The sequence below is a fragment of the Micromonospora sp. NPDC093243 genome (assembly GCF_044753725.1).
Lineage (GTDB): Bacteria > Actinomycetota > Actinomycetes > Mycobacteriales > Micromonosporaceae > Micromonospora.
Map to the genome: position 1 here is coordinate 111,380 of NZ_JBIVNT010000010.1, position 18,647 is coordinate 130,026.

The 18,647-nt window shown below is 72.0% G+C and carries 25 protein-coding genes; 12 read left to right on the forward strand and 13 right to left on the reverse strand.

All coding sequences use genetic code 11. The annotated features are described in order from the left end of the window. Positions 1–221: 221 nt before the first annotated feature. On the reverse strand, positions 222–620 hold the full coding sequence (locus ACIP9D_RS28855) for a DUF2267 domain-containing protein (RefSeq protein ID WP_350874671.1): 399 nt from the start codon (positions 618–620) through the stop codon (positions 222–224). Positions 621–733: 113 nt separating this feature from the next. Next, positions 734–1,132 carry an NUDIX domain-containing protein gene (locus tag ACIP9D_RS28860; RefSeq protein WP_350874670.1) on the reverse strand — a complete coding sequence of 133 codons (399 nt, stop codon included), beginning with the start codon at positions 1,130–1,132 and terminating at the stop codon, positions 734–736. Between the two features lie 110 nt (positions 1,133–1,242). Between ACIP9D_RS28860 and ACIP9D_RS28865 the strand changes: the two genes are divergently transcribed. Then, positions 1,243–1,635: a hypothetical protein gene (locus ACIP9D_RS28865; protein ID WP_350874669.1), complete on the forward strand. Its 393-nt coding sequence runs from the start codon at positions 1,243–1,245 to the stop codon at positions 1,633–1,635. Between the two features lie 237 nt (positions 1,636–1,872). On the opposite strand, the gene ACIP9D_RS28870 is transcribed toward ACIP9D_RS28865, so the two are convergent. The 3 genes from ACIP9D_RS28870 to ACIP9D_RS28880 are packed head-to-tail and all read right to left on the reverse strand — an operon-like array spanning position 1,873 to position 5,137. Beyond that, entirely contained in the window at positions 1,873–3,285 is a 1,413-nt protein-coding gene (locus ACIP9D_RS28870; RefSeq protein ID WP_350874668.1) for an MGH1-like glycoside hydrolase domain-containing protein, read from the reverse strand. Further along, entirely contained in the window at positions 3,282–4,100 is an 819-nt protein-coding gene (locus ACIP9D_RS28875; RefSeq protein ID WP_350874667.1) for a sugar phosphate isomerase/epimerase family protein, read from the reverse strand. Before ACIP9D_RS28875 ends, ACIP9D_RS28870 begins: the two co-directional genes overlap by 4 nt. Continuing rightward, positions 4,097–5,137 carry a zinc-binding dehydrogenase gene (locus tag ACIP9D_RS28880; RefSeq protein WP_350874666.1) on the reverse strand — a complete coding sequence of 347 codons (1,041 nt, stop codon included), beginning with the start codon at positions 5,135–5,137 and terminating at the stop codon, positions 4,097–4,099. Before ACIP9D_RS28880 ends, ACIP9D_RS28875 begins: the two co-directional genes overlap by 4 nt. A gap of 117 nt (positions 5,138–5,254) precedes the next feature. On the opposite strand from ACIP9D_RS28880, the gene ACIP9D_RS28885 reads away from it, so the two are divergent. The 5 genes from ACIP9D_RS28885 (at position 5,255) to ACIP9D_RS28905 (ending at position 9,975) form a co-directional block, all read left to right on the forward strand. Then, on the forward strand, positions 5,255–6,649 hold the full coding sequence (locus ACIP9D_RS28885) for an extracellular solute-binding protein (protein WP_350874665.1): 1,395 nt from the start codon (positions 5,255–5,257) through the stop codon (positions 6,647–6,649). Further along, on the forward strand, positions 6,646–7,605 hold the full coding sequence (locus ACIP9D_RS28890; RefSeq protein WP_350874663.1) for a sugar ABC transporter permease: 960 nt from the start codon (positions 6,646–6,648) through the stop codon (positions 7,603–7,605). The genes ACIP9D_RS28885 and ACIP9D_RS28890 overlap by 4 nt, the downstream gene beginning before the upstream one ends. Beyond that, complete coding sequence (locus ACIP9D_RS28895) at positions 7,605–8,471, forward strand: carbohydrate ABC transporter permease (RefSeq protein ID WP_350874662.1); 867 nt, start codon at positions 7,605–7,607, stop codon at positions 8,469–8,471. The genes ACIP9D_RS28890 and ACIP9D_RS28895 overlap by 1 nt, the downstream gene beginning before the upstream one ends. A 256-nt stretch (positions 8,472–8,727) precedes the next feature. Next, positions 8,728–9,342 carry a methyltransferase domain-containing protein gene (locus tag ACIP9D_RS28900; protein WP_350874661.1) on the forward strand — a complete coding sequence of 205 codons (615 nt, stop codon included), beginning with the start codon at positions 8,728–8,730 and terminating at the stop codon, positions 9,340–9,342. Positions 9,343–9,372: 30 nt separating this feature from the next. After that, entirely contained in the window at positions 9,373–9,975 is a 603-nt protein-coding gene (locus tag ACIP9D_RS28905; protein WP_350874660.1) for a class I SAM-dependent methyltransferase, read from the forward strand. A 17-nt stretch (positions 9,976–9,992) separates the two neighbouring features. Here ACIP9D_RS28905 and eccB read toward each other — a convergent pair whose 3' ends face one another. Next, on the reverse strand, positions 9,993–11,381 hold the full coding sequence (gene eccB, locus ACIP9D_RS28910) for a type VII secretion protein EccB (RefSeq protein ID WP_350874659.1): 1,389 nt from the start codon (positions 11,379–11,381) through the stop codon (positions 9,993–9,995). 158 nt (positions 11,382–11,539) lie between these two features. On the opposite strand from eccB, the gene ACIP9D_RS28915 reads away from it, so the two are divergent. Beyond that, positions 11,540–11,902: a hypothetical protein gene (locus ACIP9D_RS28915; RefSeq protein ID WP_350874658.1), complete on the forward strand. Its 363-nt coding sequence runs from the start codon at positions 11,540–11,542 to the stop codon at positions 11,900–11,902. A gap of 84 nt (positions 11,903–11,986) precedes the next feature. Here ACIP9D_RS28915 and ACIP9D_RS28920 read toward each other — a convergent pair whose 3' ends face one another. After that, on the reverse strand, positions 11,987–12,211 hold the full coding sequence (locus ACIP9D_RS28920; RefSeq protein WP_350874657.1) for a GntR family transcriptional regulator: 225 nt from the start codon (positions 12,209–12,211) through the stop codon (positions 11,987–11,989). A gap of 240 nt (positions 12,212–12,451) precedes the next feature. On the opposite strand from ACIP9D_RS28920, the gene ACIP9D_RS28925 reads away from it, so the two are divergent. Then, the gene (locus ACIP9D_RS28925; protein WP_350874656.1) at positions 12,452–12,655 is read left to right on the forward strand and encodes a hypothetical protein; all 204 of its coding nucleotides are present in this window, start codon (positions 12,452–12,454) and stop codon (positions 12,653–12,655) included. Positions 12,656–12,791: 136 nt separating this feature from the next. Next, entirely contained in the window at positions 12,792–13,508 is a 717-nt protein-coding gene (locus ACIP9D_RS28930) for a spermidine synthase (RefSeq protein ID WP_350874655.1), read from the forward strand. 43 nt (positions 13,509–13,551) lie between these two features. On the opposite strand, the gene ACIP9D_RS28935 is transcribed toward ACIP9D_RS28930, so the two are convergent. The 6 genes from ACIP9D_RS28935 to ACIP9D_RS28960 form a co-directional block, all read right to left on the reverse strand. Then, positions 13,552–13,824, reverse strand: coding sequence for a hypothetical protein (locus tag ACIP9D_RS28935; RefSeq protein WP_350874654.1), 273 nt, complete (start codon positions 13,822–13,824; stop codon positions 13,552–13,554). A 7-nt stretch (positions 13,825–13,831) separates the two neighbouring features. After that, positions 13,832–14,056, reverse strand: coding sequence for a hypothetical protein (locus tag ACIP9D_RS28940; protein WP_350874653.1), 225 nt, complete (start codon positions 14,054–14,056; stop codon positions 13,832–13,834). After that, positions 14,053–14,565, reverse strand: a complete 513-nt coding sequence (locus tag ACIP9D_RS28945; protein ID WP_350874652.1) for a GntR family transcriptional regulator — start codon at positions 14,563–14,565, stop codon at positions 14,053–14,055. Before ACIP9D_RS28945 ends, ACIP9D_RS28940 begins: the two co-directional genes overlap by 4 nt. Before the next feature lie 139 nt (positions 14,566–14,704). Continuing rightward, a complete protein-coding gene (sigJ, locus tag ACIP9D_RS28950) occupies positions 14,705–15,589 on the reverse strand; it encodes an RNA polymerase sigma factor SigJ (RefSeq protein ID WP_350874651.1) in 885 nt (294 codons plus the stop codon). A 114-nt stretch (positions 15,590–15,703) separates the two neighbouring features. Next, positions 15,704–16,129, reverse strand: coding sequence for a hypothetical protein (locus tag ACIP9D_RS28955; protein WP_400451278.1), 426 nt, complete (start codon positions 16,127–16,129; stop codon positions 15,704–15,706). Then, positions 16,077–16,511 carry a hypothetical protein gene (locus ACIP9D_RS28960; protein WP_350874649.1) on the reverse strand — a complete coding sequence of 145 codons (435 nt, stop codon included), beginning with the start codon at positions 16,509–16,511 and terminating at the stop codon, positions 16,077–16,079. The genes ACIP9D_RS28955 and ACIP9D_RS28960 overlap by 53 nt, the downstream gene beginning before the upstream one ends. 175 nt (positions 16,512–16,686) lie before the next feature. Here ACIP9D_RS28960 and ACIP9D_RS28965 point away from each other — a divergent pair, with 175 nt between their 5' ends. The 3 genes from ACIP9D_RS28965 (at position 16,687) to ACIP9D_RS28975 (ending at position 18,643) form a co-directional block, all read left to right on the forward strand. Then, complete coding sequence (locus tag ACIP9D_RS28965; protein ID WP_350874648.1) at positions 16,687–17,304, forward strand: copper resistance CopC family protein; 618 nt, start codon at positions 16,687–16,689, stop codon at positions 17,302–17,304. A gap of 152 nt (positions 17,305–17,456) precedes the next feature. After that, on the forward strand, positions 17,457–18,203 hold the full coding sequence (locus ACIP9D_RS28970) for an SDR family oxidoreductase (protein ID WP_350874647.1): 747 nt from the start codon (positions 17,457–17,459) through the stop codon (positions 18,201–18,203). Continuing rightward, positions 18,200–18,643: a hypothetical protein gene (locus ACIP9D_RS28975; protein WP_350874646.1), complete on the forward strand. Its 444-nt coding sequence runs from the start codon at positions 18,200–18,202 to the stop codon at positions 18,641–18,643. Before ACIP9D_RS28970 ends, ACIP9D_RS28975 begins: the two co-directional genes overlap by 4 nt. Positions 18,644–18,647: the final 4 nt, after the last annotated feature.

The window sequence follows — 18,647 nt, forward strand, 5'->3', positions numbered from 1 at the left end:
GGTGGGCTCAAAGATCATCAATAAGAGTCCGGCCGAAGAGTCGATCGGGGCTGAGCCGACGGCCGACAGAAATAGGCCGATCATCCCTCTAGCGGATTGAGGAAACACCGCTTAGACGCGTAGCTGCGGGGAATCCTTCGGCCTCAACGCCATATGACCGGCAAATTTCCGACAACGTGGGGCGATGTCGGACCTTGGACAGGATGGGTGGGCTGCCCGCCTCACCCATCGTACGGTGCAGGAGGCGTGGGCTCGATTCCACCGTCGGCACCGCGCGGCAGCCGAGTCACCATCTGCTGGAACTCGCCCACGGTGACCGTCTCGCGCAGGGTGGCGAAGACCGCCGCCGTGCCGGCCCGGGCCGCCACCTCGTCGATCCCGGCCCGCTCCCCCACCCGGCGCAGGAACTCCGCCGGACCGGACGCGGACTGCGCCGGCCCCGCCCCGGCGCCCAGATAGCCGTCCAGCTCGTCCGGCAGCTGCCCGGCGAGATCATCCGACTCGCCCCCGGTGACCCGTTCGGCCATCGTCTGCAGCACCGCACGGGCGACGGTGGCGGCCTGCTCCGGCGCGAGCCCGGAGCGCCGGGACACCGCGTCGATGAACCGGGGAAACTGCACGCCGCCCCTCCTTCGTGACCGGCACCGCGCATACCCCCGGCGGGTGGCGGCAAACGACGCCGGGCTGCCGGAAGCCGCCGGGACCGCCGCCCAGGCGGCCGACCGGGGCGGCGTCAGCGCAGCAGGCCGGCCGCGCGCAGGTGGTCGAAAATGATCTGGTCCACGGCGGAGACGCGGTGCCGGTCGGCGTAGCCCAGCCAGGCCGTCTCGGCGATCTCGCCGGCGGCCGCCAGTTGGCCCCGGTATCCGGCGGTGTAACAGGTCATCCGCACCGTCACGTGCGCGGCGTGCCCGTGCGCCGGCGCACTGAACGTGCCGACGTGCACGGCGCTCTCCGCGTCCACCTCGACGCTCAGCTCCTCGGCGATCTCCCGGCGCAGCGTGTCGCGGTCGCTCTCCCCCGGCTCCCGCTTGCCGCCCGGCAGGTACCACACGTCCTTGCCCTGCGAACGGGTGCTCAGGATGCGCCCGTCGGCCAGCAGGATCCAGGCCACCTTGTCGATGTCGGCCATCACGCCCCCCGTTCGGCTGCGGGCGATCACTTTAGACCCGGCGCCGGTTTCCCGACCATCCGGTGCGGGGCATCCACCTCGGGAAGCCGGGCGGATCGAGAGGAGTCGACATGGGATGGCTACGCAGGCGCTCCACTCGGCACGATCCGCCGCCGCAGGACGTGGCGGAGCGGCTGACCAGCCAGAGCATCTTCCGGGTGAGCAGCGAACACGTTCCGGTGACCGACCGGGAGACCGTCCAACGGTGGTTGCGGGACCTCGACCCGGACCTCGACCAGCAGGTGCACGTGCGCCGGCCGTGGGGCGCCATCGCGGCGGTCACCGACCACCGGCATCCCGTCGGCGTGGTGATGGCGGACACCGAGAACCGCAGCTGGGCCGCCTACCCGCCGGGCGGCGACGAGCGCGCGGAGCTGACGCCGGAGCAGGTCGAACGGCTGATGCTCGACGCGTTGACCTCGGCCCAGCGACCCGCCTGGCCGGACTGGCGGCGACTCGACTAGGACGGCGGTGCGGTCCGGCCGTGTCCACTGTGCGCCACGGCGTCAGGACGACGCGGCAGACCACCTGACGCGAGGCCGGAAGTGATCAATGCTCCTTCGCGTACGGCGGTTCGATCTGGAGGAGCCGCCGGGCGGGCGGGAGCACTGGGGGCTACCGCCCGCCCGGTGTCACCGGCCGGCCCGGGGGGTCAGCCCGGGCCGGCCGGTCCGCGTCCCACACGCCGGGCGGTGCCGTCTTCAGCCCGCGCCCGCCGGCTCGCGCGCGTCGGCCAGCAGGTCGAGCATGAGCGCCGCGGTCCACCCGAACGCCGGCGAGCCGAGGCCGGCGCCGGTGTCCGGATGGAAGTACTCGTGGCAGCCGGCGGTCGCCACCAGCTGCACCATCGACCGGCCGAGCCCGGCGGCCAGGGCGTCCCGGCCGTGGGTGAGGAGGCCGCGGCGGAGCAGCCAGTTGATGTTCATCCAGCTCGGGCCGCGCCAGTAGCGCAGCGGCTCGAAGTCCGGCGCGGTGCGGTCGTAGCTGGGCAGTGGCCGGTCCATCCGGGGCGCCACCCCGAACCGGGCCGAGCGGGCCTCGGCGACGACCGCCTCGACCTGCCGCGCCGGCAGGTCGGGCAGGATCAGCGGCGCCAGCCCGAGCACCGTCCGGGCCGGCACCAGGTGACCGGTCCGCAGGTCACGCGGTTGGAACGTCCCGGTGGCCGGGTCGTAGAGCCGGCGGACCAGCGCCTCGGTGATCCGGGCCGCCCGTTCCCGGTGCGGGCCGGGGTCCGCACCGGCCAGCGGCGCGATCCGGGCCAGAGCGTGCTCGGCGGCTCCCATCGCGGCGTTGAACAGCGGGCACTCCACCAGGAACGGGTGTCGTCCGGCCAGCCCGCCATCGCGGTAGCCGTCCTCCCGGTAGGACGCGACGATCGCCACGTAGCGCGCGTAGTCCAGGTCGGTGGGGCGCTGCGCGGCGTGGGCGTGGGTGGTGTCGTGCCGGCGGTAGGCCCGCATCACCGCGACGTCGGCCGCGACCGCCGCCATCGGGGTGTCCCAGGCGGGACTGTTGTCCAGCCCGGACTCCCACGGGTGCACGATGCAGGCCAGGCCGTCACCGCCCACGTCCCGCCGGGTGGCGAGGTAGTGCTGCTGGGCCACCAGCCGGGGATAGAGCCGGCGCAGCGCCGCGTGCGCCGCGTCGGAGGGCGCCCGACGGTACGCCAGCCAGGCCGCGAGCGCGTGCACCGGCGGCTGGATGATGCCGGAGGTGGCCGCGGCCGGCGCGCCCTCGGCGCCGGCCGAGCCCCAGAACTCCGGTCCGGGAAAGTACGCGCCGACCGGCAGCCGCGGGTTGAACACGATGTGCGGCACCCGGCCGTCGGCCCACTGGGCGTGGAAGAGGCTCTCCAGCTCCCGCCAGGCGCGCTCCGGCCGGACATGGGCCAGCCCGATGGCGATGAACGCCGAATCCCAGCTCCACTGGTGCGGGTAGAGGGTGCGCGACGGCACCGTGTGGTCGTGCTCCCAGTTGGCGTCCAGGGTGGCCACGGCGAGCCGGTGCAACCGCTCGGGGCTGCCGCCCGGCCCCTCGGTCGAGCCGGCCACGCCGACGCCGCGCGACGCCACACTGCGGTGCCTGATGGTCCGCTCGCTGCGCTCGCTCATGCCGCGGCCTGCCGGGGCAGGGCGTGCCGGAGCACGGTGGCGGCCTGCTGGAGCGCCCGGACCGGGTCGCCGCGCAGCCGGCACTCCAGGGCCAGCCAGCCCCGATAGTCGATCTCCAGCAGGGTCCGGACCAGGGCCGGCCAGTCGAGGTGGCCGGTGCCCGGCTGGTAGCGGTTGGAGTCGCTGACCTGCACGTGCCCGAGGTACGGCGCGGCCGAGCGCAGCGCGCGGTGCACGTCGTCCTCCTCGATGTTCATGTGGAAGGTGTCGGCGACCACCCGTACCGACGGCAGCCCGACCGCGGCGCAGAGCGCGACCGCCTCGTCGAGCCGGTTGACCATGTGGTCCTCGTACCGGTTCAGCGGTTCCAGGAAGAGGGTGACCCCCTCGGATCGGGCGTGTTCGCCGAGGGCGCCGAGCGCGTCGACGAGGATCTGCCGGTCCCCGGTCGGGGTGCGGGGCGGTTCGAACGGCGGCAGCCGCCGGGAGAACATGCCCCACGCGGCCGGGGTCATGGCCCCGACCCCGCCCAGCTCGGCGATGACCGAGAGCTGGGAGCGCAGGTTGCGGACCGCGTCGGCGGAACGGGCCGGGTCGAAGTCGCCGATGAAGTGGTCCATCTCGACGCAGACGGTGGGCATCACCACGCCGGCGGCTCGGGCGCGGCGCAGTTCGGGCAGTCGACGGGCGAACGCCAGGTCGCCGCGGCCGCGCAGCTCGATCGCGTCGAAGCCGAGCGCAACGGCGAGGGCGTACTTCTGGATCAGGTCGGTGCCGGGCAGCAGTTGCTCCTGGCAGGCGATCGGAATGGTCATCGGAACCTCAGCACCACTTGGAGGACGTCACCGTCACCGCGGTCGAGCAACGCCAGCGCATCGGCCACCGCGCTGGCGTCGACGACGTGACTCACCAGGGGCAACGGGTCCACGGCGCCCTCGGCCACCAGATCCATGAAGGTCTGGGCGACCCGGGCTCCGGTCCACCGGCCGGCCATGCCGGGCGCCGGTGTCGGCCCGGAGACCTGGGCCGCCACCAGCTGGATCCGGTTGTGGTGGAACTCCTCACCGAGGCCGAGGCCGTCGGCCTGTCCCTGGTAGAAGCCGGCGGCCACGACGCGGCCGGCGTGGGTGGTGGCCCGGATCGCCTCGTGCAGCGCCGGGTACGCCCCGGACAGCTCGAGGCAGACATCGGCGCCCCGGCCACCGGTGGCGCCGCGCAGTACCGCGGCGGCCGACTCGCTGCCCGCGTCGACGGCCGCCCGGGCGCCGTAGCGGGCGGCGTGGGTCAGCCGGCTGGCGACCCGGTCCACGGCCACCACCCGGGCCCCGGAGAGCACCGCCAGCCGGGTGGCGAGCAGCCCGATCACGCCCTGCCCGAAGATCCCGACCCAGTCGCCGAGGTGCAGGTCGCCGGCGAGCACCGCGGTGAGCGCGATGGCGCCGGGGCGGGCGAAGACCGCGGCGAGCGGGTCGAGCCCGGGTGGCAGGGGCTGGACGGTGTCGGCCGGCAGGACCGCCTCGGCGCGGTGGCCCCAGATCCCCCAGACGATCTGCCCGGGATGTCGGTCGGTCACCCCGGGCGCCACCTCGACGATCTCGCCGACCTCCTCGTAGCCGAAGCCGACCAGCGGGTAGGGCACCGGGCTCTGGCGCGGCACGAACATCCGGGCGGCGTCGTCCCAGTCCTTGCTGAGCCGCGGGTTGCTGCCTCGGTAGAGGGTGAGCTCGGTGCCGGCGGAGATGCCGGAGTAGCAGGTGCGGACGCGGACCTGGCCCGGACCGAGCGGGTCTGCGGGGCAGGGCTCCAGGCTGATCCGTCGGGGCCCGGCGAGAGAGACAACCCAATTGACCATGAGTCACATCCCGGTAGCGCCGGGTTCCATCGTAGAACAAAAAATCGGTATATGTCTTGTAATTGATCAATCGAAGGGGTTGAATCCCGGATGTACCCTTCGAGAGGAGTGCCGCCGATGTCATTCACTCCGATGCGGACCCTCGCCGTCACCCTGATCATGGCACTTGCCGGGTCCACCCTGCTTGCCTGCGGCGACGACGAGCCCGAGAGCGACAGCAAGAAGATCACCGTCTGGAGCCTGGAGGACGTGGCCGACCGGGTCACCGCCACCAAGGCGATCATCGCCGACTTCACCGCCAAGACCGGGGTGCAGGTCGAGCTGGTCACCGTCAACGAGGACCAGTTCCCCGCGCTCATCGCGTCCAGCGCCGCCGCCGGCGAGCTACCCGACGTGGTCGGCTCGGTCTCGCTGGCCGGCATCCGGACCCTGGCCGGCAACGAGCTGCTGCACCCCGACGCCAACGGCGAGATCGTGGAGCAGCTCGGCCGGCAGACCTTCTCCGCCCGGGCGCTGGAGCTCACCGCCGACGACGGCCGGCAGCTCTCCGTGCCGAGCGACGGGTGGGGCCAGCTGCTCGTCTACCGCAAGGACCTCTTCGACGCGGCGGGCCTGCCCGTCCCCGACACCTACGAGAAGATCGCCGCCGCCGCGGCGCGGCTGAACACCGGCGGGATGGCCGGGATCACCGCGGCGACCGCGCCCGGAGACGTTTTCACCCAGCAGACCTTCGAGCACCTGGCGCTGGCCAACGGTTGCCAGCTCACCGACGACGCGGGCGGGGTGACGCTCGACTCGCCACAGTGCGTCGAGGCGTTCCGGTTCTACGGCGACCTGATGCGCACCTCGTCGGTGCGGGGCGCCCAGGACGTGGACACCACCCGGGCCACCTACTTCGCCGGCAAGGCGGCCATGCTCATCTGGTCGCCCTTCATCCTCGACGAGCTGGCCGGGCTGCGTAACGACGCCAAGCCGACCTGCCCGCAGTGCCAGGCCGACCCGACGTTCCTCGCGAAGAACAGCGGGTTCGTCACCGCGATCAAGGGCCCGAACGGGGCCCAGCCGGCCCAGTACGGCGAGATCAGCTCGTGGGCGGTGCTCGACGGCGCCGCGGCCGAGTCGGCGAAGACGTTCGTGGCGTACATGCTCGACGACGCCTACCCGCGCTGGTTCGGCATGTCACCCGAGGGACGCTTCCCGGTACGCAAGGGCACCACCGGCGATCCGGAGAAGTTCCACACCGCCTGGAACACCAGCCAGGCCGGGGTCGACGCGAAGAAGCCGCTCGCCGACGTCTACGGCGAACCCGTCCTCGACACCCTGCGGACCAGCCCGGACACGTTCCAACGCTGGGGGCTGACCCAGGGGCAGGGCAAGCTCGTCGGCGCCATCCTCGGCGAACTGCCGGTGCCCAAGGCGCTCGCCGACGTGGTGGCCGGCAAGTCCGACGCCGCGGCGGCCGCCGGCCGGGCGAAGAAGGACGTGGAGGCGATCAAGGCCGGCGTCAATTGACCACCACCGCACCGGGCCCCGGCCGCTCCCCCACCCGGGAGCGGCCGGACCCGGACCGCCGCCGCCGACCACTGACCCTGCGCCGGCGCGAGTCCCGGGCCGGGCTCGCGCTGGTCGCGCCGACCCTGCTCGTCGTGCTCGCGGTGATCGGCATCCCGATCGTCTGGACCGTGGTGCTGGCCTTCCAGCGGGTCCGGCTGGCCACGCTGCGCCGCACCGGACTCTTCGGCGAGTTCACCCTGGACAACATCGACCGGGTGCTGCACACCCCCGGTTTCGCCGATTCGCTCTGGACCACGCTGGTCTACAGCGTCGGCAGCACCCTCGGGTCGATCGTGCTCGGCCTGGTCGCGGCGCTGGTCGTCCGCCGCCCGTTCCGGGGCCGCACGCTGGTGCGCGCCTCGATGCTGCTGCCCTACGTGGCGCCGGTGGTCGCGATGACCTTCGTCTGGCAGGTGATGCTCGACCCGCAGCTCGGCATCGTCAACCACTGGGGCCAGCGGCTGCTCGGTTGGGACGCCCCGGTGCCGTTCCTCTCGCAGGACTCCACCGCGCTCTGGACGGTGATCGCCTTCGAGTCGTGGCGATACTTCCCGTTCGCGTTCCTGTTCCTGCTCGCCCGGCTCCAGGCGGTCCCCGGTGAGCTGGAGGAGGCCGCCCGGGTCGACGGCGCCACCCCCACCCAGCAGTTCCGGCACATCCTGCTGCCCCAGCTGATGCCGGTGATCGCCCTGCTCGGGGTGCTGCGGTTCATCATGACGTTCAACAAGTTCGACGACGTCTACCTGCTCACCGGGGGTGCCGCCGGCACCGAGGTGGTCAGCGTCCGGGTCTACGAGTTCCTCACCGCGCGTACCGACATCGGCGCGGCCGCGGCGCAGGCGGTCGTGCTGGCCGTGGTGCTCATCGTGTTCGTCGTGATCTACCTGCGCTTCTTCGGACGGAGGGTGGACTGATGGACCGCGACCAGGTCGAGACGGTGAGCCTGCGCTGGCTGCGGCGGCTGGTGATCGCCGCGTTCCTGCTGGTCACCGTCTTTCCCTTCTACTACATGCTGGTGCTCTCGGTGCGCCCGATCGAGCGGCTGCTGCTCGACCCGGGCGCGCTGGTGGTCGGCCTCGGCGAGCTGACCGTGGCCACCTACGCCGAGGTGCTGAAGTCCACCGACAACGGCGGCCAGGGTTTCCTCACCTTCATCCGCAACAGCGGGCTGGTAGCCGTCGCGGCCACCCTGCTCACGCTGGTGGTGTCGATTCCCGGCGCGTACGCGGTGTCCCGACTGCGCTTCTTCGGCCGGCGCCAGGTGCACTTCCTCTTTCTGGCGGTATACCTCTTCCCGTCGATCGTGATCGCGATCCCGCTCTTCGTGGTCTTCACCCGGGCCGGGCTGCGCGGTTCGTTGATCGGGCTGGTGCTGGTCTACATCTCGCAGACGCTGCCCGTCTCGGTCTACATGCTGAAGAACTACTTCGAGACCATCCCGGTCAGCCTGGAGGAGTCGGCCGCGATCGACGGCGCCGGCCGGCTCGGCATCATCCGACGGATCAGCCTGCCCCTCGCCGCCCCGTCGATCATGGCGGTCGCCCTCTACGACTTCATGATCGCCTGGAACGAGTTCCTCTTCGCCCTGCTCTTCCTGGTCGACAAGCCGAACCGGTGGACGGTGTCGCTGGGGCTGGCGCAACTCGCCGACGGGGTGGAGGTGCCCAAGACGGTGCTGATGGCCGGCTCGGTGATCCTCACCCTGCCCATCGTGATCCTCTTCTTCGCCAGTGAGCGGCTGCTCACCGAGGGCCTGACCACCGGCGCCGAGAAGGGCTGACCGGCGCGGCGGCGGCCCGGTGGGGCCACCGCCGCGCCCGAGCACCACCGAGCGCGGCCGACCGCTGACCAGCGGTGACATCAACCGGCATAAGTCCTGACGTGCCGGTCAGATTCGCCCCACGCAGGTCGCCCAGGCCGTACCATCGGGGCCAGCCACTTTGCAGCGCAACGGGGGACATAGCCGGTCGGCCGTTCGGGTACGACCGGTTCACACGTGCATACCCTCCGTACACCAGCAGGCAAAGGAGCCGGCAATGCCTCGGGCAGGCCAGGACGATCCCACCCAGACCGAGGGCGAGGATTACACTCGCCGGTTGCAGCGGCTCGGCGGCGCACGCTGGAAACAGCTGCTGGACGTGCAGACGCCCTACCGGTGGAACCTGCGCCGGCTGCATCTCGGCCGCACGTTGGACGTGGGCTCCGGGCTCGGCCGCAACCTCGCCAACCTCGACGGCAACGGGGTGGGGGTGGATCACAACCCGACCTCGGTCGAGCACAGCCGGGCCGCCGGGTTCGAGGCGTACACCATCGAGGAGTTCTTCCGCTCCGAGCACGCCCGCCCGGACGCGTTCGACTCGCTGCTCGCCGCGCACCTGCTCGAACACCTGCCGGCCGACGAGGCCGTCAAGGTGGTCGAGTCGTACCTGCCCTTCGTCAAGTCCGGCGGAACGGTGGTGTTGATCACCCCGCAGGAGCGCGGCTACCGCAGCGACGCCTCGCACGTCCGGTTCGTGGGGTTCGCCGAGGCGGCCGAGGCCTGCCAGGAGCTGGGCCTGAGCGTGACGCGGCAGTACTCGTTCCCGTTCCCCCGCGCGTTCGGCAAGCTCTTCACCTACAACGAGTTCGTGACCGTGGCCCGACTGCCCTGACCCCACGGCCGCCCTGGCTACGGTGGGGGCATGGGCAACCCGACCCGCTGGGCCACCGACACCGGCCCGGCGCACTCGCAGTGGTACATCGACCGGTTCCGGCGACTCGCGGCCGAGGGGGTGGACCTGGCCGGTGAGGCGCGCCTGGTGGACACCCTGGTGCCCCCGGGTTCACGGATCCTCGACGCGGGCGCGGGCACCGGCCGGGTGGGTGCCGCGCTGGCGGCTCGGGGACACACGGTCGTCGGCGTGGACGCCGACCCCGCGCTGGTCGAGGCGGCCCGCGCCGATCACCCCGGCCCGCGCTGGCTGGTCGGTGACCTGGCCGAGCTGGACCTGTCGGCGCAGGGCGAGGCGGAACCGTTCGACGCGGCCGTGCTGGCCGGCAACGTGCTCGCCTTCGTCGCGGCCGGCACCGAGCCGGAGGTGCTGCGGCGGGTCGCCACCCACCTGCGCCCGGACGGGGCGCTGGCGGTCGGCTTCGGCACCGACCGCGGCTACCCGCTGACCGCGTTCGACGCCGACGCGGTCGCCGCCGGGCTGCGCCTGGAGCACCGCTTCGCGACCTGGGACCTGCGGCCCTGGCGGGACGACGCGGACTTCGCCGTCAGCGTGCTGCGCCGCCCGGCATAGCCAGCGGCGGGCCGCGCTCAGCCGGGCGCGGCGACCGCTCGCGCCGCCGCAGGGTCGAGGGTCGCGCCGGCGGGCACCAGGCTGACCAGGCCGGCCGGCAACCGGGCCGGTCGTACGTCGCGATAACCGAGCATGCCGAGCACTCCTCGGTCGGCCAGCACGTACCGGCGGCCGAGGTCGGTGACGACCGACACCGCGCCACCGGACGCCCCGGGCGCCGCGACCGCCTCGACGACCGCGCCGCGACCCGGCTCCACCACGACGTGGTCGGCCCGCGGCCCACCGGGCGTCCCGGCGGCGACGCGCGGCGCGGCGACCAGGTCCGGCAGGGGTACGCCGACGTGCACCTCCGCCACCCCGGCGTCGTCGCCCACCCGGGCGCAGAGCCCGCCCGCGTCGACGGTGGCCAGCTTCGGCGGCGCCGCCGGCGGGGCGGTCGGACCGGTCGGGGTCAGGTCGGGCACGGCGGGCAGCGCGGCGAACCGGCCGAGCGTCATCGCCTCCGGCTCTCCCTGACCTGTGCGGGCCAGCAGCAGCCCGGCCTGCAACTCGGTGATGCCAGCCAGCCCCTCCCGGACCACGACCGCGTACTGCCGACCACCGCCGGAGTTGCGCACCAGGTAGACGTCGCCGACCCGCGCGCCGGGCACCCGCTCGGAGCCGCGGCCCAGACTGGGCAGCGTGGGCGGCACCAGGTCGACACCGGCCGGCAGCGCGTTGAGCAGCGCCGGCGCCACCGACACGGCCCGGGCGCGGGTGGTGGCCAGCGCGGCCAGCACCCGGGTGGGGTCGCGGATGAGGTAACGGCGCTGGTGCCAGACCAGGTGCAGCCCGCCGTCGGGGTGGCGCAGCAGCAGCGCCTCCTCACCGAGCGGTCGACCGCGACCGACGTCGGCGCCGATCAGCAGCGCCGAACGGGAGCCGGAGCGGTCGGCGTCACTCGCCGGCACCGAGCAGACCGTCCACGGCGCGGTCGACAGTCGGGCCGGGGCGGGCAGCGAATCCGGCGCGTCGGCGATGCCCAGCGGCAGCCCGCGCGGCACGCCCTCGATCGACCGGCGGGAGACCAGCACCGTACGCGACTGCTCGGCGCCGACGATCAGCAACGCCGAGGCGTAGTTGAGCACCGGATGCAGCTTCTGCTCCCGGTACACGTACCGGGCGCCGGACTCCTTCTCCACGATCACCGCGCCGGCGTCGCGCCAGCTGCTGCCCCCGCCGGTGAAGAGCCCGTAGAGCGCGAAGCCGCCGAGCCCGATCGCCGCCACCAGGACGCTGGCCAGCGCGGCACCGGCCAGTCGCCGGAACGGCGACTGCACCGGGTCCGTCTCCCGCATGACCAGCGCGGCGACCGCCCGCTGGACGGTGAACTGGTACGAGTGCAGCTGGTCCTGCCGCGACGGCATGGGATCCCTTCCGGTGGGTCGTCCGGGGCACAGGATAAGCGTTCCGTCGATCCCTCGTGGACCCTCCGTGGTGGCCTTCCGACCCGGTCGCGGACGTGGTCTCGACGGTCCGGTGCCGGGGACAGGGACCGCCTCGGGCGCACCGGTACGGTCGCCTGATGGATTCCGTAGCCGGCGGCCGGCCGTGGCAGCGACCCGACCGGGGCGACCCGGTGCTGCCCGGGCCGGGCCAGGGCCTCGCGGCGCTGGCGCTGCTCTGCGCGCTGCTCGCCCCGGCCAGCTGGTTGGCCGTGGCCTGCGCCGTCGCGTGGGTCATCGACGGTCAGGACGCGACCGGGGACGCGCTCCGCTTCGTGGATCTCCTCGGGGTCGCCGTCACGACGCCGGTCGCGCTGCTGGTCACCGGCGCGCTGCTCGTACTCCTCCGACGCGAGTCGGGTCTGCGCCGCCCGGTCGGCACGGTGGCGGTGGTGGCGTCGGTCCTCATGGCACCGGCGCTGGCGCTCGCCTGGCCGGGCTGAGCCCGCCCCCGGTCACCGGCTGCCCGACGAGGATGACCGGCACCGAGCGACCGGGCGTCCAACCGACAGGTTCGAGCGGTCTGGCTACTCGGGCTCGGCGACGAATACGCCTTGCCCCTGCTGGCCGTAGACGAGGTTCCGCTCGTGCAGCTCCTTGACCGCCCGATACGCCGTTGACCTCGCGACGTTGTAGAGCTCGCCGATCTCGGACACGGATGGCAACTGATGACCGGGCGGGTACTCGCCAGAGGCGATCTTCTGCTCGATGTCGTCCGCGACGCGACGGTAGTGCGGTGGTCTCGTTGGCATGATCGGCTCTCCTGGACTTCAGCGGAGATCATGTTTCCAGCCACGGCCTGATCGAGACAAGCCGACAACACAGCGAAGTGAAGACAGTGAGAACTTGACTACGGTGAGACAGTGGATACAGTGAGACAATGGTCAGGGGCTCCTGGACTTCAGCAACCCGAGGGCTCCCCGGTCACCGCAAGGCTTGGCGCAGCCCCTGCGGGCGGAGCCAATCGCGATCGCGCGGGAAGGTACCGACCAATGCCGATCGATGAACCGGTCTCGAAGGCCACCCAATTGTTCATGGCCAAGCGGGTGCTCAATGCTCACTGGACTCGGGCGCTCGACCGGCCATGGCGAGTAGGTGGGTGCCTGGAATGCCGAGGTCATCAGAACTGTGCGCAGCTTGATTGGGCCCTGGCCCTGATGGCGGACGTCGCCTCGGTGATGTTCCAGAAGCCGTGATCGGTGAGTGTTCAGAACCAACGCGGCATTCGACTCCTGTTGGCCTCCCCCGGGCGGCGCGCGTGGCCGTGTCCGGCGCGGCGGTCGCCGCTCGGTAGCATTCCGGGACGGATCCGGCGGAAAAGAGGGCACCGACGTGGGCGCGCGCTTCGAGGAACTGGCCTGGCGGGAGACCCCGATCGGCGCCATCAGCCTGCGCCGGCGGCGGGATCCCGCCCTCCAGGTCGAGGTGTACGAGGTGAAGCTCGACGACGAGTTCCTGATGTCCAGCCTCTTCCCGGTCGCGGAGATCGAGCTGGCCAGACTGGGGCTGGCCCCGCTGCCCGGCGGCGACCTGGACGTGGTGGTCGGCGGGCTCGGCCTCGGCTACACCGCGCGCACCGCCCTCGCCGACGACCGGGTGGGCTCGCTGCTGGTGGTGGAGGCGATCGAGGACGTCATCGACTGGCACCAGCGGGGTCTGCTGCCGTTCGCGGCCGGGCTGGCCGACGATCCGCGGACCCGTTTCGTCCACGCCGACTTCTTCGCCGCCGCCGCCCGCGACGGATTCGACCCGGACCGCCCCGGCCGCCGCTTCCACGCGGTGCTGCTCGACGTGGACCACTCGCCGCGCAACCTGCTGGATCCCGGGCACGCCGCCTTCTACACCCCGGACGGGCTACGCCGGCTCGCCGAGCACCTGCACCCGGGTGGGGTCTTCGCGCTCTGGTCGGACGACCCGCCGGACCCGGACTTCCAGCGGAGCCTCGCCGCGGTGTTCGCCACCTCCCGGGCGCACGTCGTGCCGTTCGCGAACCCACTGACCGGCGGCGAGTCGGCAAACACCGTCTACGTCGCGCAGCGCGCCGACTGAGCCGGCAGGCCGGCAGGTCCTGCGGCCGGGGCGGGCGGACGGCTCACAGGACGGCGAATCCCGCTCGCCAGGAGGGATACGTCGGGGTCCAGCCGAGGTGCTTGCGGGCGTAGTGGTTGCTCGCTCCCCGCGCCCAGCCGTGCCGCTCGCCGTCGGTCACCGCGGGAGCCGCGACCCCCACCGCCACGCAGAACGCGGGTACCCACTCCGCGGCCGGGGCGGGCTCGTGGTCGCACACGTTGACCGCGCCGGACGGCCAGTCCAGAGCGGCGAGCGCGGCGGCGACGGCGTCGTCGACATGCAGCAGGCTGCTCACGTCCGCGTCAGGGCTGATGCGCCGGGGTGAGCAGCGCGGCCTGACCCACGGCCTCGTCCGGGCCGGCCCCGCCCGCGCCGACGGTGAGCGGGGTGACGGTCAGGCCCGCGGCACCGAGCACCATGCGGTGAGGGGCCAGACCGGGATTCTCGGTGGCGATGGCGCGTACGCCACGCCGGTGCAGCGCCCGCGCCAGCAGGGACAGACCCTGGGTGAATCCCGCGGTGATCACCACCGCGTCCGGGTCGCAGCGCACCCCCGGGTGCGCGCGAGATACCCGGCCAACGCCGCCCGCAACGCCGGCAGCCCCGTCGGCTCGGGGTAGTCCAGCGTGCCGCGCGACGCCGTCGCCAACGCCCGGCGGACGCTGCCGGCCCAGGCCGCGCGCGGAAACGAACCGAGATCAGGTATTCCCGGCCGCAACTCGATGGCCGACTCGGACGCCGTCGACGGCCGTGGTTTCCGCCGCGAGTCGGGCGGCTCATGGCGTACGTCCGCGACCCGGGTGCCCGAGCCGGGCGCCGACACCAGCCACCCTTCCGCCACCAGTTGCGCGTACGCCTGCACCACCGTGCCCCGGGCCAGGCCCAGGTCAGTGGCCAAGCTCCGGCTCCCGGGCAGACGCGACCCTGCCCGCAGCCGGCCGGTTCGAACGCTCTCTCGTAGCGCACTCTCCAGCGAACGACCCGGGAACCCCGCATCCCGATCGAACTCCAGGTGCAGGTCGAGTGACTCGGCCATCCGCCAACGATCTCATCCGTGCGGCCGGCACGACGTGTTCGACGACGACTCAGGCAGCTCGTCAGCCGATCCACGGCCAGCCGCCGCTGAACCGCCACACACCACATGCGGTCAGGTGATTCGCCTCGACACCGACGGGTTATCGCTGGAACCGGGTCAGCTTCTGCGGGTTGAGGATGATCAGCACTCGTTCGATCCCGTCGGGTGAGGCGTCGACGGTGACCAACCCGACGGCGGTTCCTGCCCGCGACAGAAGGATCGCGGCCTCGCCGTTGGATTCGACGATCTCCAACGAGAGGTCGCTCCCGAACTTGCGGACCAGCCCCAGGATGTAACGCGCCACGTTGTCGCGTCCGACGATGGGCAGCTGTGCGGCCCGGACGGCGCCGCCGCCGTCGGCGTAGGAAACGGCTGTCTCGGCGAGCAGTTGCTCGAGCTGGGTCAGGTCTCCGGATCGGGCGGCGGTGAGGAATGCACGCAGCAGACGGCCGTGGTCCGCGCGGGCGACCGGATCGCGCCGCTCCTGGGCCAGGTGCATCCGGGCGCGTCGGCCGAGCTGCCGCGCGTTCGCCTCACTGATGCCGAGTACCTCGCCGACCAGCCGGAACGGGTAGTCGAACGCCTCGTGCAGCACGTACACCGCCCGCTCGGCCGGGGTGAGCCGTTCCAACAGGAGCAGCACGGCAAGTTCGAGCGACTCGTTGCGTTCGGCCTGGAACATCGGGTCGGCGGACGTGTCGACGGGCTCGGGTAGCCACGGCCCGGGATAGAACTCGCGGCGGGCACGAGCCGATGTCGCGGCGTTCAGAGCGATTCGAGAGGTGGTCGTGATCAGGAAGCCGATCGGGTCCCGTACCTGGCTGCGATCGGTTTGCTGCCACCGAAGCCAGGCGTCCTGCACGACGTCCTCCGCCTCCGTGACGCTGCCGAGCATCCGGTAGGCGATGCCGAAGAGCCGGGGACGGACCGCGTCGAACACCCCCAGGGCGTCGATCAGTGTCCCCTCGTTCCCTAGCCCTGCCATGACTGCCCGCCTCGTCCCTTCTGTCCGCGGCTGTGCGGATGAACTCGCTCCACTGCCGATATCGCCGCTGTCGCTGAGCACCCGCGCACAGGTGGATACCCCCGCACGGCCCTACTAGAGCTTCGGCGCGTCACGCCAGGCACGCCATCGTCGGGGCACCGGGCCCGCAAGAGCGGAGTGACCTGCTCGGTCGACGATCTGGCCGCCGGTACGGCGTGGGTCCGATTCGAGTAGGCCGACGCAGATCCGCACGAGCGTGCCGACGAGCCAGGTGACCGGGCGGTCGATCCTGTCCTGTTCGTCGTCCTGCATGGTGTACCAGCGGACGTACGTTTCCCGTACCGCGTATTCCGCCGCCGCGGCCGAGTCGAGCAGGCAGTGTGCGATGTTCTCGAGGAGGCGTCGTTCGGCGACGACCGCGCAGAACGCGCTGGGTAGCGGAGCCGACCGAGGTGGCCGGCGGGATTCGGGAACCATCGTTCTCCCCTCAGTGGGCGGCCGGAGCCGGCGCGATGCCGAGCCGAGCCGCTCGGTGGTCACGCAGCACCGTGAGCAGGGTGATCACCAGGCCGACGAGCGCCACGGCCGCGTTTCCGGTGGTGAGAAGAATCGCCTCCCCGACGGTGGCGTTCTCCATGTTGGCGAGGTGATAGAAGAAGTGCGGCACTCCGAAGATCGAGTAGGCCGCCGCGGCGGGGATGACGAAGTGGGCCTTGGGTTTGACCGCCGCGATGCCCAGCAGCAACGCGATCGCCAGTGACGCGGTGCCGAAGTCCCGCGCATAGTGCTCACTGAACGGCGGCGTGAGGTCCACCGTCGGGAAGTCCGTGTAGAAGCTCGCTGGCCAGATCGCGTTCCAGAGCCCGACCACGGCGTTGTCGACGAACAAGATCGCCAACGCGATGCGGATGATGACGGTCACGAGTTGTTGCTCCTTCCGCTGTCCCGACCCGGCGTCCGAGGTGTCACCGGTACGGACCGAGCAGCTCTGCGATTCGTGACAGGTCGCCGAGCGGCCGGCCCTGCTGTCACGAATCGCGGCGTCGCTCGGTCCCACCTTCGGACGCCACGGTCGTCTGCGGCGGAGGGAGCATGCCATGTACAGACGTGTCGCCGAGGGCGTGACCGGCGAGCCGGGCACCGGCCGGGCACCCCTCATTCGTCGTATCGTCGGGTTGATCGTCGCGGTCGCGCTGGCTGCTGGTCTCCCGCTGGCGGTCGCGCCGACCCCGGTGTTCGCCCACGGCGCGACGCACTCGATCACGCCGGCGGACGGTGCCGCGCTCCCGACCGCCCCGCGCCGGGTCGAGGTGGTGTTCGCCGCCGCGATCACCCCGGACAGCACCGTCACGATCATGGACCGCACGGGAACGGACTGGGCCGGCGGTCGGCCGGCCGTCAGAGGCGCGACGCTGGTCCAGCCGGTGGACGCTGGTATGCCCGACGGCGGGTACGAGATCAGCTGGCGCGCGACCTTCACCGACGGACACCCGGTGGCCGGCAAATCCGGGTTCACCGTGGGGGCGGGCGCGGCGGCGAACCCCTTCCGAGCGCGGGTCACCCACGGTGGCGTGGTCGCGTTCTACGCCGCCGCAGGCGTGGCCGTACTCGCTCTCCTTGTCGCGATCATGACGCTTTCACGCGGTGTCTACACCGCCGGCAGGCCTGGCTCGCCGGCCCCGGCGCGGGGCGAGCGTGAGCAGCCCACGCTTTAGGGCGTTTTGCTGAACTTCGGCCTTGGCGGGAAGTCAGATAGGTAGGACCAACAGTGCTGGCACAGCGGTTGATGTCTCCTTCACACCGGCGCCCGGGCCCGGGCGACGCACCACTGCAGCGTCACGGCTGACGCGGATCGGGAGTTACTTCAGTGCGTATCGCGGTAGCCGGCGGGACCGGCTGGGTCGGAAGACGCGTCGTCGACACCGTCGGGGCTGCCGGCCACGAGCCCGTCGTGCTCGCCCGCTCGACAGGCGTGGACCTGATGCGCGGCTCCGGGTTGGACGACGCGCTGAGCGGCGTTGCGGTCGTGATCGATGTCAGCAACGTGGTGACGACGAGCCGGAAGAAGTCGGAGAGGTTCTTTGGTACGGCGACCGGCAACCTGCTCGCTGCCGGCCAGCGCGCCGGTGTGCGGCACCACGTGGTTCTGTCGATTGTCGGCGTCGACCGGGTGAATTTCGGCTACTACGCAGGCAAGCGACGCCAGGAGGCGCTCGTTCTGGACGGCCCGGTACCCGCGACGGTGCTCCGCTCGACCCAGTTCTTCGAGTTCGCCGCGCAGGCGGTCGCCTATGGCGGACCGGTCGCCGTGGTGCCCCAGATGCTCAGCCAGCCGATCGCGGCCCACGAGGTCGCCCGCTGCCTGGTCGACCTCGCCTTGGCAAACCCGGCCGGCTTGGTGTCGGACATCGCCGGCCCACAGCAGCTGAGAATGCCGGACATGGCTCGTCGCCTGCTGCGTGCCGGGGGCAGTCGCCGCGTCGTCCTGCCGCTCCGCCTTCCGGGACGCACCGGTCAGGCCATCGCCGGAGGTGGCCTGCTGCCCGCCGGGCCCGGCCCCCGAGGCCAGCAGACCTTCGACGAGTGGCTGGCGAGCCCGGCGGCTCTGCGGTGACCGCGCTGATCCGGATCGCCCTGGCCGTCCTCTTCCTCGACGAACTCGTCGTCGGGTTCTGGAACCAGGCCTTTCCCGAGAGCTTCTACAGGAACTTCCCGACCGTCACCCTCACCCCGCCGTTCAGCGAGCACTACGCGCGAGACTTCGGCGGAGCCACCCTCGGCCTCGCCGTCGTCCTCGGCATAGCGTTCGTCGCGCCTCGCGCCGTGTTCACCATCCCCGCGGCGGCGGCCTTCTCGACCTTCGCCATACCCCACTTCTTCTTCCACGTGACCCACCTCGACCACGCCACCCGTGGCGAGGCCGTGTTCCTCACGGCTGGCAATGCCGTCGTCGCCCTGCTCGGCCTTCTCGTCATCGCCCTGACCCTTGTCCGGGACGCCAGGCATCGCCGACGGCACGGCGTCGAACGGCCCCCGAGCGGAGCCGGATCTTGAGGTA

Excerpts from the sequence above, each read along its gene's own strand:
- ACIP9D_RS28860 (WP_350874670.1), bottom strand. The coding sequence starts at position 1,132 with ATGGCCGACATCGACAAGGTGGCCTGGATCCTGCTGGCCGACGGGCGC.
- ACIP9D_RS28865 (WP_350874669.1), top strand. The coding sequence starts at position 1,243 with ATGGGATGGCTACGCAGGCGCTCCACTCGGCACGATCCGCCGCCGCAG.
- ACIP9D_RS28870 (WP_350874668.1), bottom strand. The coding sequence starts at position 3,285 with ATGAGCGAGCGCAGCGAGCGGACCATCAGGCACCGCAGTGTGGCGTCG.
- ACIP9D_RS28875 (WP_350874667.1), bottom strand. The coding sequence starts at position 4,100 with ATGACCATTCCGATCGCCTGCCAGGAGCAACTGCTGCCCGGCACCGAC.
- ACIP9D_RS28880 (WP_350874666.1), bottom strand. The coding sequence starts at position 5,137 with ATGGTCAATTGGGTTGTCTCTCTCGCCGGGCCCCGACGGATCAGCCTG.
- ACIP9D_RS28885 (WP_350874665.1), top strand. The coding sequence starts at position 5,255 with ATGTCATTCACTCCGATGCGGACCCTCGCCGTCACCCTGATCATGGCA.
- ACIP9D_RS28895 (WP_350874662.1), top strand. The coding sequence starts at position 7,605 with ATGGACCGCGACCAGGTCGAGACGGTGAGCCTGCGCTGGCTGCGGCGG.
- ACIP9D_RS28900 (WP_350874661.1), top strand. The coding sequence starts at position 8,728 with ATGCCTCGGGCAGGCCAGGACGATCCCACCCAGACCGAGGGCGAGGAT.
- ACIP9D_RS28905 (WP_350874660.1), top strand. The coding sequence starts at position 9,373 with ATGGGCAACCCGACCCGCTGGGCCACCGACACCGGCCCGGCGCACTCG.
- eccB (WP_350874659.1), bottom strand. The coding sequence starts at position 11,381 with ATGCCGTCGCGGCAGGACCAGCTGCACTCGTACCAGTTCACCGTCCAG.
- ACIP9D_RS28915 (WP_350874658.1), top strand. The coding sequence starts at position 11,540 with ATGGATTCCGTAGCCGGCGGCCGGCCGTGGCAGCGACCCGACCGGGGC.
- ACIP9D_RS28920 (WP_350874657.1), bottom strand. The coding sequence starts at position 12,211 with ATGCCAACGAGACCACCGCACTACCGTCGCGTCGCGGACGACATCGAG.
- ACIP9D_RS28925 (WP_350874656.1), top strand. The coding sequence starts at position 12,452 with ATGCCGATCGATGAACCGGTCTCGAAGGCCACCCAATTGTTCATGGCC.
- ACIP9D_RS28945 (WP_350874652.1), bottom strand. The coding sequence starts at position 14,565 with ATGGCCGAGTCACTCGACCTGCACCTGGAGTTCGATCGGGATGCGGGG.
- sigJ (WP_350874651.1), bottom strand. The coding sequence starts at position 15,589 with ATGGCAGGGCTAGGGAACGAGGGGACACTGATCGACGCCCTGGGGGTG.
- ACIP9D_RS28965 (WP_350874648.1), top strand. The coding sequence starts at position 16,687 with ATGTACAGACGTGTCGCCGAGGGCGTGACCGGCGAGCCGGGCACCGGC.